This is a genomic window from Nonomuraea sp. NPDC049684 (genome assembly GCF_044465345.1).
In the GTDB taxonomy this organism is placed as follows: Bacteria; Actinomycetota; Actinomycetes; order Streptosporangiales; family Streptosporangiaceae; genus Nonomuraea.
In genome coordinates this window covers 485,545-499,217 of the sequence record NZ_JBITLO010000005.1, presented here as the reverse complement: position 1 = coordinate 499,217, position 13,673 = coordinate 485,545, and the positions used below count along the sequence as shown (strand labels likewise).

Sequence of the window (13,673 nt, the reverse complement as noted above, 5' to 3'; positions counted from 1 at the left end):
GCCACGATTGCCGGCATGGACACAGCAACGCGGCCCCCGGCCGGCCCCCACCCGACAGGCTTCGTCGCGAAGCTTCTCGCGGATCGTCACTCCGTCCCGCTCTCCGTCGCACTGCACCTGGTGCCCGGCGCGGCCATCGTCGCCGTGTACGCGTTCGTCGCCGCCCCGCTGGTGCGGGCGATGGGCGCGCCGATCTTCGCGGCCTGGGCCATGGCCCTGGCGATCGTGCTCTTCCCGGTCCAACTGTTCCTGCTGTGGCTGGGAAAGAAGCAGACCGGCCGCTTCACGTTGAAGGGCGTCCTGCGCTACCGCGACAAGCCGCTCTCGCGCGGCAAGGTCATGTGGCTCGGGGGCGCGTGCCTGGTGTGGATGACCGTCGTCTCGCTCGCGCTGACCCCGCTGGACAACCTCGTCTACGACTGGTTCTTCACCTGGGTGGACTACCAGGGCGCCGGCCCCGACGGCACCACCTACCTCCAGGGCTACCCGCACGCGGTCGTGCTCACCACGCTGATCGTCTGCGGGCCGTTCACCGGCTTCACCCTGCCGCTGATCGAGGAGTACTACTTCCGCGGCTTCCTGCTGCCCCGCCTGCCGCAGCTCGGCAAGTGGGCCCCGATCTTCAACACCCTCCTGTTCTCCGTGTACCACTTCTGGGCCCCGTGGACCGTCCTGTCGAAGCTCGTCTTCCTCTACCCCGGCGTCTGGCTGGCCTGGAAGAAGCAGGACATCCGCATCTCGATCACCATGCACCCCGGCACGACGCTGCTGATGACCGTCGTCGGCATCGTCGCCCTCGCCTCCGGCGCCGCCTCGATGTGAGCCGCCCCCTCCCCCGGAACGACGACGGCCACGACCCCGCACAACGCCGCGGGGCCGTGGCCGGACGCCTTTCCCCTACCGGATGAGCACGCTGGTGCCGACGATCTCCTGGCCGTCGCCCGGCGGCACCGTCCCGGTGATCGGCCCCTGGCAGCCCGGCCCGAGGAACGCGAAGGCCACGGCGTCGGTCCGGTTGTAGACGAAGGGGTTCGCGCTGTCGGAGGTGTAGCAGCCGCTGGGGTTCTCGTGCTGTGCCCAGTTGATGTAGAGGGTGCCGGTCGCGGCCGAGGCGGGGGTCGCCAGGCTCAGGACGAGTGCGGCGGCGGTGGCGAGGCCGGTCAGGCTGGTCGTGGTACGGAGCATGAGCGCGTTCCTGTCCCTTGAGGTACGGCGCCGTGGCGCCGTCGTCCCCGCCATCATGCACGCAGTGCAGTCGCTCAACTACTGTCCGTGACGACAGTGGTCGGTGACGCCCGGCGCACGGCTACTCCGGACGCAGCAGCTCCTCACGCCTGGTCAGCAGCCGCGACTGCTCGGCCAGCAACTGGCCGCGCCGCCCCCTCAGGTGCGCCCTGGTCTCGCGCACCCACTGCGCCAGCCTCTGCACCTCGGCCCTGGTCCTCTCGATGCGCTGATGCTTGAGCACGTCGCTGATGATGTTGTCGAAGAAGGCGTCCACGAACCACCGGGTGTCCACCTTGGGCATCACCGGCCGGGACGCGATCCCGGTGTCGGCCAGCTCGCGGGAGAAGACGTCCAGGGCCCGCTGGGCGTGCCAGGCGGCCTGGTCGGCGCTGGTCAGCCGGTCGTGCTCGAAGGCGTCGGCGATCAGGCCGCCGCCGAACACGTCGAAGGTGGAGGCCGTCCTGGCCGAGTCGAGCAGGCGCAGCACGACGGCCAGCGCGTCGTGCGCGCCCTGCCCCGCGTGGTGGGCCTCGTCGCACTCGCGCACGTCGGCGCTCACCCGGTCGAGCGCGGCGGCCAGGTCGGCCAGCTCCCGCGCGCGCGGATCGCCGCCGCGGACGAGCTGCTGCTCCTTCTCGACCAGCAGCCGCGCGTACTCGCGGGAGGCGGGGTCGAGGACGGCCAGCTCGGCGTCGGCCGCCGCGACGTCGGCTTCGAGCTGCGCGAGCCGGGCGCGGTGACCGTCCACGCGTTCCCTGGCCACCACCACCTCGGCGCGCTCGCGCGCCAGGCGCTCCTCCCGGTTGCCCAGCATGCGCGACAGGACGGCGGACAGCCCGCCCTCCAGCCGGGCGACGTCGCGCTCCTCGCCGGCCAGCTCGGACTCCAGGCCCTTCAGGGTGTCGCGGACGTCCGCGATCTGCTGCGCGGCGTTCCCGCGCAGCCGCCGGACGTGTTCGGCGCGGTGCATCCTGGCGGACGCCTCGCGCAGCCGTTCGTCGAGTTCCGGGGAGAGGGTCACACCATGACGACGAACGGGCCGGACCAGACGTTCCTCCGGCCGCGCCGGAAAGTGCTCATTCGCGACGAGCTCGGCTCAACGTGCCCGCCCCAAAGACTCGCTCGGCGACGCGCTCGTACCCAGCCTCGGGGACGGCGACCAAAGGCAGCTACTTGACTAGCGCCGTGGCGTTCTCTTGATAGAAAAAACCGACGAAAGCCGTATAGTCGCCTCTATCGCAAACCTCTGGATGCCACCAGATATCTGTGTAGGGCCCCGTCTGAATCCTCTTCAACGTCCGGCCGGACCTGTCTTCATGGATGACCGGAGTCCCGCCCTGCTTGTGCGCCCAAAGCCACTCGTCCCCATTGGTTACCAAGCGGTAGAAATGGTAGTCCTGACCGGGCCAAACCGCTCCCGCGATAGTCAACCCGTCTGGCTGCTGACAAGTCTCCCTCCAGCCGTCAGCGTCCAACCCCGACGCTATCTGGCCGACTGACATACTTTGGGCCGGCGCCCCTCCTCTAAGCCCGGGCAGGGCATAGCGGCGGTTTGCGATGTGATTTGCAGCGAAGCAGTAACAGTTGTTCTTTCCTACGACGTCCGGACCGTTGAATGTCGCATAGTTGTCCCAATACAGGGAATTGGCGTCCGGGCATGGATCTAGCCAAACTCCCCGTATGCCCTCGAATGATTGTTCCTGTTTGCCAGGGCGGGAGCCCCCAGACTGGGGTGGCGGTGGCGGATCCTCAGGTGGCGGCGGAATAAGATTTACCCCCCGCGATGCAGATGACAGCAGCTCGTCGTCTACCCCCACTCGCCTTGCAGACGTTTCGAGTAGCCACTCGGCAACGGACGACCCCGCATCTGTTGGCACACTTCCTACTCGAAACTCAATGGGAAACGGAGTTTCTCTGGAGGATTGATACCGACTCCAGGGGCCATTGTCGTCCTTGATCAGACGCACGATGAATCCGCGATAACCGAGACCGAACGCCTCGCCGCTCGTATGCAGCGGCGAAACCTGCTGCGGTACAGCCCGAATGCGTTCTGTCAGCTCACCCTCCTCTTCATAGGTGAGGGTCCACGTAGGATTCGGCATTCCGGAAAAAATGTCGAGTTCGACTTCCAGCATGATCTGATCACCTCGTTATCGTGGGCCGATTGGATTGATCTAGCGGAAGAGGATGGGCAGAAGCCGCCGCTAATTTCCTTCCCTTGACCTGGCGCATGAAGCCGCCTCCAGGCCAACTTCCAGCAAACGGACGCCATCGACAAGGCAGGTGCGTGACGAGGTGTCTTAGGCATCTCGCCATAGCTCATGCAAGAAGGGGTCGGCATGGCGCTGGGCAGCGAGCGGACGATCGCGTACGTGGCGCGGGAGTTTCCGATCAGTGCCGATACGCGTCTGACCTGTATGGAGTGAGCTCAGGGACGGGCGTAGGCAACACTCCTGCTGGATTCCACTCCATCGCTACTGGTCCCCTGCCATGGAAGGACCACAGCAGGAAATGGAGACACGAAAACACCGAAATCCCGTCGCGTCCTCCTAGTCCCCAAGTGGGGTGTCCAAGTGCTGACCGAGCTGCACAAGCCCAGGGCAGCAGAACGCCTCGCGGCGGGAGAACGAGAAGAAGACACCGCACACGTGTTCCGTCGAGAGGACGGAACACCGATGAACCGCTACTACATCTGGCGGGAGTTCAGACTCATCGCAGATGTAGCAGGGATCGGCACCAACTGGTGCCCGCGTGAGCTTCGGCACAGTTTCGTGTCCTTGCTGTCCGCTCACGACGTGGCGATCGAGGAGATCGCCTGCATCGTCGGTCATTCGTCAACGCACGTGACCGAGACCGTCTACCGGCAAGAGATCAGGCCGGCCCTGACCAGGGGCGTGGTCGTGATGGACAAGATCTTCAAGCCGCAGGCCGGGTGGAGCAGTGGCTCCCGTCTGGCTCCCAAAGATCAACACAGACCCCCGAAGCCCCTTCCGAGCAGCCAGAGAGGCCGGAACCCCGTCGGCTTGACCTTGACGCGACGTCAAACTGTTCAATGAGGGCATGCGGATCGGCGAGCTGGCCGCGCTGGTCGGGGTTTCGACCCGTACCGTGCGCTATTACCACCACCTGGGGATCCTGCCCGAGCCCGAACGTCTTCCCAACGGCTACCGCGAGTACCGGCTGCGCGACGCCGTACGGCTGGCGCGGGTGCGGCACCTGGCCGCGCTCGGGTTGTCGCTGGAGGAGTTGCGGGACGCGCTGGCCGACGACCGGGGCGTGGACTTCCGGGAGGCGTTGCAGGAGCTGGACGCCGACCTGGCCAGGCAGCAGGAGGCCATCGCGGCGCGGCGTGCCCGGCTGGCGGCGTTGCTCGCGCAGCCCCGCCTGAGCCCGGAGTCGATGGTGTCCCCCGACGCGGCGGCCGTGCTGCGCGACCTGGACGGCGGCGGTTCGGCCTTCGGGGCGTTCGACCACGAGCTGCTGACCCTGGCCACCATGTTGTCCGACGAGGAGGGCCAGGCGGGCCTGGCCGAGCTGATGCGCCCGATGACCGAGCCGGACGCGCTCGCCGCCGGGCAGGAGCTGTACCGGCGGCTCGACGAGCTGGCGGACGCGCCGGCCGGGGACGAGCGGATCGGCCGGCTCGCCGCGGACATGGCCGCCCACATACCGGACGAGCTGGCCGGGATGGTGCCCTCCGGCCCGGGGGCCGACCTGTCCTGGATGGAGACGATGCTCGGGGAGTTGTCGCCCGCGCAGGCGGAGGTGCTCCGGCTGCTGTTCACCACACTCACGGAGACCGACGCCAAGGAGAAGACGTGATGATGGGCGTGCTGCGCGCGGTCCTCAGGTTCGAGCTGGCGGGGCTGACCAGCGTGGCCCTGTGGGCGGCTCGGCGGCGGCACGGCGTCCCGGCGGGGGCGACCGCCCTGTCGTACGCCAAGGAGCAGGCGTTCACCCTGGGGCTGTTCATGTTCGCGATGGTGGTCGAGACGGCGGTCGTGGATTTGCTGCTGGTGGTGAACGACGTGCCGGCGGCGATACGGGTGCCGGTGCTGGCCGCCGACCTGTACAGCCTGCTGTTCGTCGTCTTCATGGCCGCCGCCTCCGTCACCAGGCCCCACGTGGTCACCGGGGACGAGCTGCGCGTCCGGTACGCCGCCTACTTCGACCTGCGCGTGCCGCGCGACCTCATCGCCTCCGTCCGGACCGTCCAGAACTACAACGAGGCGGGGCTGATCAGCGTGGACGGCGGGCGGCTGGGCGTCGCGGTGGCGTCCAGGACGAACGTGACGGTGGAGCTGAGCGAGCCGGTCGTCGCGGTGCGACCGCTCGGCGGGCGGGCCGAGGTCACCTCGATCCGCTTCTTCGCCGACGACCCCGCCGCCGCGGTCGCCGCCCTGCGCGCCCCGAGCCGTACAAGCTGAAGGACCCCGGGCGGGCGGCGGCCCGCCCGGGATCGCCTGCTCAGCGCGCCGACTGCGAAGTGAGCGCGGTCTTGGCGGCGGCGGTCCGCGGCGGGATGCCGTTCAGGTTGAAGGCGAACCTGGCCGTGGAGTCGGCCACCGCGTCGGCGTCCACGTCGAGCGCGGTCGCGTTGATGTTGGCGATCGTGTCGCACGCCGAGTGGTAGCAGGCGTCGTAGGGCTGGCCGGCGACGCCGCCGAACAGCGCGGCCTCCTCCGCCGTCTTGACGCCCTCGGCCCCGGTGAAGATGCCGCCTGCGGGGATGCCGACCGCGATGAACGGCCCGTAGTCGGAGCGCCCGTCGAAGTCGGTGCCCACGGTGGGCAGGTGGCGGGAGGCGTAGAAGTCGGCGAGCTGCCGCTCGATCTGCGCCGATCCGGGCGGACCGGCCGGCGAGCCCTGGCCGTCGGAGTCGTCGCCGTCGTACAGCTTGTACGCGTAGTTGGGCGAGGCGACCATGTCGAAGTTGAGGTAGACCCTGATCCGGTCGCGCTGCGCCTGGGACAGCTTCTCGACGTACTGGTCGGAGCCGAGCAGGCCGATCTCCTCGGCGGCCCAGAACGCGAAGCGCACCTTGTTCTTGACCGGGAAGTGCGCCATCTCCTCGGCCACTTCGAGGATGGTCGCGCTGCCCGAGCCGTTGTCGTTGATGCCGGGACCGGCGGTCACGCTGTCGAGGTGCCCGCCGACCATGACGACGTTGCGCGGGTCGCCGAACCGGGACTCGGCGATCACGTTGTCGTTGGCGCCCAGGACGAGGTTGGCGTCGACCTTGAGCCGCACGGTCGGCGAGCCGGTGGCCAGCTCGTTGCCGACGGCGAAGTCGGCGAAGACCATGGGCACGTTCGCCCGCCATTCGCCGATGTCCAGCGGGAACGCGTCGGTCCGGCCCGGCTGGCCCTCGTTGAACACGATGATCCCGGACGCGCCGGCCCGGCCCGCGTTGCGGATCTTCTGGGCGAACGCGCAGGTGCCGCGCTGGATGAGCGCGATGCGCCCGGCGACGAACCCGGCGAAGTCCGACTCCTCGCAGCCGCTGGTCGAGGTGGGCGTCGGGGTCGGGGGCAGGATCAGATCCACGCCCTGGACCTGCGCGGTCACGTCCCCGGCGGGCGAGGGCTGGAAGGAGTAGAAGTCCTCGTTCGGCACGTACGTCTTGGCGTCCGGCGCGGTCCGGTTCAGCGTGGGCGGGCTGTTCTCGGTCCAGCTCTCGACGAAGTTGATCGGCTGGAGCGTGACCTTGTAACCGGCCTTGCGCAGCTTGCCCGCCACGTAGTCGCGGGAGGCGTTGTAGCCGGGCGTGCCGGCGGCGCGGGTGCCGCCGTTGGCGTTGGCGATGGATTGGAGGGCTTCCAGGTGCTTCTTCACGTTCTCGCCCTTGACCTGCTTCACCAGCAGCTTGGCGAAGACGTCGTCGAGCGGGCCCGCGCTCGCCGGGACCGCCATGGCGACGGGTAAGGCGAGAGCGGTGAGCAGAGCGATGATGATTCTGCGCATGCAGGCTCCCCTAGGAGTGAGATGCGGAGAAATCCCCCGAGCCGCAATGATTCGCAAAGTAGCCCGTCGAGGCAGCCCTGAGAAGGTCTACCGGCCTACGCCAATGCGTCAATATCCGGACACTACGGTGACTCGGCACGCCGGGCGCGGGCCCGGCGCTTGCCCTCGTGCATCGCCTGGACGCGGGCCACCGGGATGGTGTGCCCCTCCGCGACCAGGTCGGCGGGCAGCTCGCGCGGCTCCGGCATGAGCTCGGCCCACGGGTCGCGCCCGCCGAGCAGCCCGGCCGCGTTGTGGATGGTGAAGTCGGCGGGCACGACCTGGTCGAGTTCGTCCCAGGGGACGGGGAAGGAGACCGGCACGCCCGGCCGCACCCGGGGGCTGTAGGCCGACACGACCGTCGCGCCGCCGGCCCTGGTGGAGTCGATGAACACCTTGCCCGCGCGGTCCTCCCTGATGAAGGCCGTCGTGGCCAGCGCCGGGTCGAGCCGCTCGGCGCGGGCGGCCAGGGCCCGGGTGGCCGCGGCCAGGTCGTCCATGGCGGTGCCCGGCGGGACGGGGACGAACACGTGCACGCCCTTGGCGCCGCTGGTCTTGACCGCGCCCGCCAGCCCGGCGTCGCCGAGCGCCTGGCGGACGAGGTGGGCGGCCCGCACGGCGAGCGGGAAGGAGTCGTCGCCCTCGGGCGGGTCGAGGTCGAGGATCAGGTGCGTGGGCCGGCCGTCCAGGAACAGCGCCGGGTGGTACTCGACGGCCCGCTGGTTGGCGAACCAGAGCAGGGTGCGCCGGTCGTCGCACAGCGCGTACGTCACCTCCCGGCGGGACGCCTCGGCCCAGACGGTGACGGTCCTGATCCAGGAAGGAGCGTATTTGGGCAGGTTCTTCTGCATGAAGGGTTCCTGGCCCGGACGTACCCGCAGCACCGACAGCGCGCGCCCGCGCAGCGCCGGGACGATGCGGTCGGCGACCGCGTCGAGGTAGTCGACCAGGTCGCGCTTGGTGGCGCCGGACCCGTCGAACAGCGGCTGGTCGAGGTTGGTCAGAGCGACGTCATCGGCGGTCACCCGCCCCACGATGCCCACTGGCCCGCGCCCGGGTCAACCACGGACGGACGGGGCGAGTTCCCGCGAGGAGCCGATCTCCGCCCGCAGCCGGGCGACCGTGCGGCCGGTCGCCGAGTCGGGGTCGGCGGTGTACATGACGATCGCCAGGTCGGGCTGGCCGGGCACGGCCAGGGTCTCGTACGCGAAGTCCAGCTCGCCCAGCTCGGGGTGGCGCAGGCGCTTGGTCCCGTACGTCTTCTCGGCGACCCCGTGCTCGGCCCACAGGCGGACGAAGTCGGGGTCGGCCGACAGCTCGGCGACCAGCTCGGCCAGCAGCGGGTCCTCAGGACGGCGGCCGGCGTACAGCCGCAGGTAGGCGACCGTGTCGGCGGCCACCTCGGCCCAGTCGCGGTAGAGGGTGCGCGTGTGCGGCGCCAGGAACACCTGGAGGAGCTGGTTGCGCCGGCCGTCCGGGACGCCGGCGAAGCCGCTGACGCGGTCGGCCAGCGCGTTCCAGGCCAGCACGTCCATCCGGGGCCCGAGGACGAAGGCGGGCATGCCGTCGGCCAGGTCGAGCAGCCTGCTCAGTCCGGGCCGCAGGACGGGCCGGCTCACGTGCCTGACCGGCCGGAGCAGGTCGCGCAGGTGGGCGCGTTCGGTGTCGTCCATGCGCAGGACCCGGGCGACGGCGTCGAGCACGGCGTCGGAGACGTTCTGGACGCGTTCCTGCTCCAGGCGGATGTAGTAGTCGACGCTCACGCCCGCGAGCAGCGCGACCTCCTCGCGCCGCAGGCCGCTGACCCGCCGCCGCCCCGACGCGGGCAGCCCGGCGTCCGCCGGATGGATCCGGGCCCGACGAGAACGGAGAAACTGCCCCAAATCACCTTCCACCGCTTCAGGGTAGTACCGCCGTTACCAGGAAAAGCCGTGCGCTGGGTAAGTCCGCGCGGCTCGGCCAGGGTGAGAGCCATGACGAACTACGAGAACCTCTCGGGCCGCATCGCCGTCGTGACCGGAGCCGCTAGCGGCATGGGCGAGGCCACGGCCCGCCTGCTGGCCGCCAACGGCGCCAAGGTGGCCCTGCTCGCCCGCCGCGCCGACCGGCTGGCCGAGCTGGCCGCCAAGATCGACGCCGACGGCGGCACCGCGCTGCCCGTCACCGTGGACGTCACCGACGACGCCGGCGTGGCCGCCGCCGTGGAGGTCGTCCACACCGGGCTGGGCCGGGCCGACCTGGTCGTCAACGCGGCCGGCGTGATGCTGCCCAACCCCGTCCAGGACGGCCGTCTCGACGAGTGGACGCGCATGCTGGACACCAACGTCGCCGGCGTGCTCCGCGTCACCGGCGCCTTCGCCGCCGACCTGCTGGCCGCCGCCGACGCCGGACGGACGGCCGACCTGGTGAACATCTCCTCGATCGGCGCGCACGTCACGTTCCCCAACTACGCGGTCTACGGCGCGACCAAGGCGGCGCTGACCCACCTGTCGGCCTCGCTGCGCCCGGAGTTCGGCCCGCGCGGCGTGCGCGTGACCAACCTCGAACCCGGCCTGACCGCGACCGAGCTCGGCGACCACATCGACAACGCCGAGCTGGGCGCGCAGCTCGCCGGGATGTTCGAGGCGTTCACCCCGCTGACCGCCGACGAGATCGCCGACCTGATCGGCTACACGGTCAGCCGGGCCCGGCACGTCAACCTGCGCCAGGTGGTCGTGCTGCCGACCGCCCAGGCGTAGGCCGGGAAGCCCGCGCGCGTCCGGCGTGTTGACGCCTGCATGGACGATCGTTTCGCGGATCAGCGCGTGATCAGGCAACTGCTGCACGAGGCCGGGACGTGGGTGTTCGTGGGGCTCGGCGACGACCCGCAGCGCACGGCCTACGACCAGGCCCACCGCATCCAGGCGCGCGGCAAGAAGATCATCCCGGTCCATCCGGCGGGCCGGCCGGTCCTGGGCGAGCCGGGCTACACGTCGCTGGCCGAGGTGCCGGTCAAGGCCGACGTGGTGGCGGTCTACCGGCGTTCGGAGTTCGCCGGCCAGGTCGTGGACGAGGCCATCGCGGCCGGCGCGAAAGCGGTGTGGCTGCCCATCGGCGTGATCGACGAGGCGGCCGCCCAGCGCGCTCTCGACGCCGGGCTCGACGTCGTCATGGACCGCTGCCCCGCGGTGGAGTGGGCGTTGCGCCGCAATCCCTGATCGCGAGGTACCGTGCGGTGAGGGAGGGCGGATCCATGGAAGACGACCACATCACCACGATCGGCACGTGCTTCGCATGCAAGCGCACGTTCCCCTACACCGCCGCGAACGTCACCATGATGACCATCGACCCGGAGACCGGCCTGCCTCCGGACCGGACGGTGCTCGGCACCCGGCGCGAGCCGGCCCCGGAGGCCCTGGCCCGGTCGGTGCCCGAGCCGGTCTGCCCCGACTGCCTGACCAGGGCGCGCGAGTTCAAGGAGCGCATGAGCTCCCCCGCGCCGCTGGAGACCTGGCGCCGGCCCGGCCCGAACTGACCTCGCCCCGGGTCAGCGGCGGCGCAGGGTGAGCACGAAGTACAGCGCCCCGGCCAGCAGCAGCGCGATGACCACGCCGATGTTGGCCGCCCCGAACGTGCTGTCGCGCAGCTCGTCGCTCATCAGGAACCCGACGACCGCCGCGATGTGCTCGTCCGCGGACGTGATCAGGCCGACGCCCACGACCGAGGCCACCACCAGGGAGACCAGCCCGGCCGGGTTGAGTGCGGGCGCGCCGGGGCGCAGCAGGCGCTCGTCGTAGGCGCGGCCGCCGTCCCGCAGCCGCCACATGTCCACCAGGAAGATCGCCACCCAGGCGGCCATCACCACGCCGATGATCGCCAGGAACGCCTGGAAGGTGCCGAAGAAGTTGTCGGAGACGAACAGCAGGTAGTAGCCGCCGAGCACCATGAGGAGCCCGTCGATCAGCACCGCCAGGTGCCGCCTGACCGGCACGCCGAGCGCCAGCATCGACAGCCCCGACGAGTAGATGTCCATGATCGCCCCGGCCAGGAAGCCGCCGATCGCGGTCAGCAGGTACGGCAGCAGGAACCAGGTCGGCAACGCCGCCGCCAGCGCGCCCACCGGGTCACCGCCCGCCGCCTCGGCCAGCTTCGGGTCGCCGCCGGCCAGCAGCACGCCGAACACCAGCAGCACCATCGGCGGCAGCGCGCCGCCCAGCGTCGTCCACAGGGCCACCGACCTGGGCCGGGAGCCGGCCGGCAGGTAGCGGGAGTAGTCGGCGCCGCAGTTGACCCAGCCCAGGCCGAGCAGGGTCATGGAGAGGATGACGCCGCCCACCCAGCCGCCGGGGCCCGCCGTCGTCTCCAGCGAGCCGCCCAGCTTGGGCAGCATGAGGATCAGGTAGACGACGGTCAGCACGACGAACGCGTACGTCAGGTAACGCTGGACGACCATGATCATGGCGTGGCCGTACACGCCGACGGCGATCACGACCAGCGCCGAGACGGCGAAGCAGCCGGCCGTGGCGGTCGTCTCGGGGATCCCGGGCGCCACGCGGCGCAGGATGGCGGCGCCGCTCTGCGCGGAGAGCGTGACGAGCACGATCTCCCAGCCCACGTTCGACACGTACGACAGCAGAGCGGGCAGCTTGTTGCCCTGGTACCCGAAGGGCGCCCGGCCCAGCGTCATCGTCGGCACGCCGGACCGGCTGCCCGCGACGGCGACCAGGCCGACCAGCAGGAACGACAGCCCGTACCCGACGGCGCCGGTCACCACGGCGGGGACGACGCCGAGGCCGAGCCCGACGACGTACACGCCGAACGCCACCCCGAACAGGGACAGGTTCGCCCCCGCCCAGGGCCAGAACAGGTCGGACGGTCTTCCGCGCCGCTCGCTGTCGGGGACGGCGTTGATGCCGTTCCGCTCCACGGCCATCGTGTCCATGATCACTTGCTCCTTCGCGGGGGCCCGGCAAAGAAATCATTGTCCGCCTAGGACGATATTTCCCAGCCTGGGGGGAATCATGATCGCTGCCCCTGTCCCGCAGAGAGGTCGCGATGCAGGCATCCGGTTCCGACACGCGCAGGCGGGCGCTGGGCGTGTGCCTGGTCGCGGCGTTCATGTCGGGCCTGGACGTGAGCATCGTCAACGTGGCCCTGCCCTCCATCCGCGCCGGCCTGCACGCCTCGGACGACGGGCTGCAGTGGACGCTGTCCGGCTACGCGCTCACGTTCGGCCTGCTGCTGGTCCCGGCCGGGCGGATGGGCGACGCGAGGAGCCGCAGGACGCTGTTCATGTGGGGCGTGGTGCTGTTCACGGCGGCCAGCGCGGCCTGCGGCTTCGCCGGGAGCATGCCGGTGCTGATCGCGGCCAGGCTCGTGCAGGGCATGGCGGCCGGGATGCTGAACCCGCAGGTGTCCGGCCTGATCCAGCAGATGTTCCTGGGCCACGAACGCGGCCGGGCCTTCGGCGCGCTCGGCGCGACCATCGGCGTGTCCACCGCCGCCGGGCCGCTGATCGGCGGCGCGCTGGTCACCGGGTTCGGGGCCGAGCAGGGCTGGCGGTGGGTGTTCCTGGTGAACCTGCCCATCGGGATCGCGCTGCTGCCGCTGGCCTGGAAGTGGCTGCCCGAGCCCGCCCCCGGGCCGGTGCGCGCCGGGCGGCGGGAGAGCATGGACCCGGTCGGCGTGCTGCTGCTCGGCGTGGGCGTGGCGACGCTGCTGCTGCCGTTCATCCAGCAGCACCAGTGGAAGAGCGAGGCCAAGTGGCTGCTCGTGCCCGCGGCGCTGCTGGTGCTGGCCGGGTTCGTGCTGTGGGAACGGCTGTACCCCAGGGAGCCGCTGGTGGACCTGGCGCTGTTCGCCCGGCGCTCCTACAGCCTCGGGTCGGCCATCGCCCTGTTCTACTTCGCCGGGTTCACCGGGATCTTCTTCGCCTTCACCCTGTACCTGCAGAGCGGCGAGGGCTACAGCGCGCTGCTGGCCGGGTTGTCGATCACGCCGTTCGCGCTGGGGTCGGCCGGGTCGTCGGTGGTCGGCGGCAGGCTCGTCGGCCGGGCGGGCAGGAAGCTGGTCGCGGTGGGGCTCGGGACGGTGATCGCGGGCCTGCTGGCGACCATGGTGGCGACGCTGCTGGTGCCGGGGGCCGGCGTGGGCGCGGCGACCGCGCTGCCGCTGCTGGTCGCGGGCATCGGCAGCGGCCTGGTGATCTCGCCCAACCAGGCGATCACCCTCTCGGAGGTGCCTCCCGCGGGCGGCGGCAGCGCCGCCGGGGTGCTCCAGACCGGGCAGCGGCTCGGGTCGGCGATCGGCATCGCGGCGGCGGGCTCGGCGTTCTTCGGCTCGCTGCCGCAGGGCTGGCCGACGGCCTTCCGGCACGGCCTGTGGGTGGTGCTGGGGTTCGTGGTCATGGCGCTGGCCGCCGCCCTCTACGACCTCTTCCGCTCCCGCGCCGCCCACTGACCGGG

The 13,673-nt window shown here is 70.6% G+C and carries 15 protein-coding genes; 8 read left to right on the top strand and 7 right to left on the bottom strand.

Annotated elements, in window-relative coordinates:
* The first annotated feature begins 15 nt into the window (after nucleotides 1–15).
* Nucleotides 16–822 (top strand): type II CAAX prenyl endopeptidase Rce1 family protein, encoded by an 807-nt coding sequence (locus ACIBST_RS19635; protein WP_397173307.1) that lies wholly within the window; start codon nucleotides 16–18, stop codon nucleotides 820–822.
* 75 nt (nucleotides 823–897) lie between these two features.
* On the opposite strand, the gene ACIBST_RS19630 is transcribed toward ACIBST_RS19635, so the two are convergent.
* The 3 genes from ACIBST_RS19630 to ACIBST_RS19620 all read right to left on the bottom strand — a co-directional run bounded on the left by ACIBST_RS19630 (nucleotide 898) and on the right by ACIBST_RS19620 (nucleotide 3,362).
* Nucleotides 898–1,185, bottom strand: coding sequence for a hypothetical protein (locus ACIBST_RS19630; RefSeq protein WP_397173305.1), 288 nt, complete (start codon nucleotides 1,183–1,185; stop codon nucleotides 898–900).
* 121 nt (nucleotides 1,186–1,306) lie between these two features.
* The gene (locus ACIBST_RS19625) at nucleotides 1,307–2,248 is read right to left on the bottom strand and encodes a hypothetical protein (protein ID WP_397173303.1); all 942 of its coding nucleotides are present in this window, start codon (nucleotides 2,246–2,248) and stop codon (nucleotides 1,307–1,309) included.
* A 148-nt stretch (nucleotides 2,249–2,396) separates the two neighbouring features.
* Nucleotides 2,397–3,362, bottom strand: coding sequence for a hypothetical protein (locus tag ACIBST_RS19620; RefSeq protein WP_397173301.1), 966 nt, complete (start codon nucleotides 3,360–3,362; stop codon nucleotides 2,397–2,399).
* A 318-nt stretch (nucleotides 3,363–3,680) separates the two neighbouring features.
* Here ACIBST_RS19620 and ACIBST_RS19615 point away from each other — a divergent pair, with 318 nt between their 5' ends.
* Genes ACIBST_RS19615 through ACIBST_RS19605 form a run of 3 tightly spaced genes read left to right on the top strand, consistent with a single transcriptional unit; the run spans nucleotide 3,681 to nucleotide 5,654 of the window.
* Nucleotides 3,681–4,283, top strand: coding sequence for a tyrosine-type recombinase/integrase (locus ACIBST_RS19615; protein WP_397173548.1), 603 nt, complete (start codon nucleotides 3,681–3,683; stop codon nucleotides 4,281–4,283).
* 4 nt (nucleotides 4,284–4,287) lie between these two features.
* Complete coding sequence (locus tag ACIBST_RS19610; RefSeq protein ID WP_397173299.1) at nucleotides 4,288–5,049, top strand: MerR family transcriptional regulator; 762 nt, start codon at nucleotides 4,288–4,290, stop codon at nucleotides 5,047–5,049.
* Complete coding sequence (locus ACIBST_RS19605; protein ID WP_397173297.1) at nucleotides 5,046–5,654, top strand: hypothetical protein; 609 nt, start codon at nucleotides 5,046–5,048, stop codon at nucleotides 5,652–5,654. The genes ACIBST_RS19610 and ACIBST_RS19605 overlap by 4 nt, the downstream gene beginning before the upstream one ends.
* Before the next feature lie 40 nt (nucleotides 5,655–5,694).
* Here the strand turns inward: ACIBST_RS19605 and ACIBST_RS19600 are convergent, their stop codons facing one another.
* The 3 genes from ACIBST_RS19600 to ACIBST_RS19590 form a co-directional block, all read right to left on the bottom strand.
* On the bottom strand, nucleotides 5,695–7,191 hold the full coding sequence (locus ACIBST_RS19600; RefSeq protein WP_397173295.1) for a M28 family metallopeptidase: 1,497 nt from the start codon (nucleotides 7,189–7,191) through the stop codon (nucleotides 5,695–5,697).
* Nucleotides 7,192–7,313: 122 nt separating this feature from the next.
* The gene (locus ACIBST_RS19595; RefSeq protein ID WP_397173293.1) at nucleotides 7,314–8,255 is read right to left on the bottom strand and encodes a DNA polymerase domain-containing protein; all 942 of its coding nucleotides are present in this window, start codon (nucleotides 8,253–8,255) and stop codon (nucleotides 7,314–7,316) included.
* Between the two features lie 33 nt (nucleotides 8,256–8,288).
* The gene (locus ACIBST_RS19590) at nucleotides 8,289–9,125 is read right to left on the bottom strand and encodes a helix-turn-helix transcriptional regulator (protein WP_397173291.1); all 837 of its coding nucleotides are present in this window, start codon (nucleotides 9,123–9,125) and stop codon (nucleotides 8,289–8,291) included.
* 78 nt (nucleotides 9,126–9,203) lie between these two features.
* Between ACIBST_RS19590 and ACIBST_RS19585 the strand changes: the two genes are divergently transcribed.
* The 3 genes from ACIBST_RS19585 to ACIBST_RS19575 are packed head-to-tail and all read left to right on the top strand — an operon-like array spanning nucleotide 9,204 to nucleotide 10,744.
* Nucleotides 9,204–9,968, top strand: a complete 765-nt coding sequence (locus ACIBST_RS19585) for an SDR family oxidoreductase (RefSeq protein ID WP_397173289.1) — start codon at nucleotides 9,204–9,206, stop codon at nucleotides 9,966–9,968.
* A 39-nt stretch (nucleotides 9,969–10,007) separates the two neighbouring features.
* The gene (locus ACIBST_RS19580; RefSeq protein ID WP_397173287.1) at nucleotides 10,008–10,427 is read left to right on the top strand and encodes a CoA-binding protein; all 420 of its coding nucleotides are present in this window, start codon (nucleotides 10,008–10,010) and stop codon (nucleotides 10,425–10,427) included.
* A 35-nt stretch (nucleotides 10,428–10,462) separates the two neighbouring features.
* The gene (locus ACIBST_RS19575; protein ID WP_397173285.1) at nucleotides 10,463–10,744 is read left to right on the top strand and encodes a hypothetical protein; all 282 of its coding nucleotides are present in this window, start codon (nucleotides 10,463–10,465) and stop codon (nucleotides 10,742–10,744) included.
* Between the two features lie 12 nt (nucleotides 10,745–10,756).
* Here the strand turns inward: ACIBST_RS19575 and ACIBST_RS19570 are convergent, their stop codons facing one another.
* The gene (locus tag ACIBST_RS19570) at nucleotides 10,757–12,151 is read right to left on the bottom strand and encodes a purine-cytosine permease family protein (RefSeq protein ID WP_397173283.1); all 1,395 of its coding nucleotides are present in this window, start codon (nucleotides 12,149–12,151) and stop codon (nucleotides 10,757–10,759) included.
* Nucleotides 12,152–12,264: 113 nt separating this feature from the next.
* On the opposite strand from ACIBST_RS19570, the gene ACIBST_RS19565 reads away from it, so the two are divergent.
* Complete coding sequence (locus ACIBST_RS19565; RefSeq protein WP_397173281.1) at nucleotides 12,265–13,668, top strand: MFS transporter; 1,404 nt, start codon at nucleotides 12,265–12,267, stop codon at nucleotides 13,666–13,668.
* Nucleotides 13,669–13,673: the final 5 nt, after the last annotated feature.

Excerpts from the sequence above, each read along its gene's own strand:
- ACIBST_RS19635 (WP_397173307.1), top strand. The coding sequence starts at position 16 with ATGGACACAGCAACGCGGCCCCCGGCCGGCCCCCACCCGACAGGCTTC.
- ACIBST_RS19630 (WP_397173305.1), bottom strand. The coding sequence starts at position 1,185 with ATGCTCCGTACCACGACCAGCCTGACCGGCCTCGCCACCGCCGCCGCA.
- ACIBST_RS19620 (WP_397173301.1), bottom strand. The coding sequence starts at position 3,362 with ATGCTGGAAGTCGAACTCGACATTTTTTCCGGAATGCCGAATCCTACG.
- ACIBST_RS19610 (WP_397173299.1), top strand. The coding sequence starts at position 4,288 with ATGCGGATCGGCGAGCTGGCCGCGCTGGTCGGGGTTTCGACCCGTACC.
- ACIBST_RS19600 (WP_397173295.1), bottom strand. The coding sequence starts at position 7,191 with ATGCGCAGAATCATCATCGCTCTGCTCACCGCTCTCGCCTTACCCGTC.
- ACIBST_RS19585 (WP_397173289.1), top strand. The coding sequence starts at position 9,204 with ATGACGAACTACGAGAACCTCTCGGGCCGCATCGCCGTCGTGACCGGA.
- ACIBST_RS19580 (WP_397173287.1), top strand. The coding sequence starts at position 10,008 with ATGGACGATCGTTTCGCGGATCAGCGCGTGATCAGGCAACTGCTGCAC.
- ACIBST_RS19575 (WP_397173285.1), top strand. The coding sequence starts at position 10,463 with ATGGAAGACGACCACATCACCACGATCGGCACGTGCTTCGCATGCAAG.
- ACIBST_RS19570 (WP_397173283.1), bottom strand. The coding sequence starts at position 12,151 with ATGGACACGATGGCCGTGGAGCGGAACGGCATCAACGCCGTCCCCGAC.
- ACIBST_RS19565 (WP_397173281.1), top strand. The coding sequence starts at position 12,265 with ATGCAGGCATCCGGTTCCGACACGCGCAGGCGGGCGCTGGGCGTGTGC.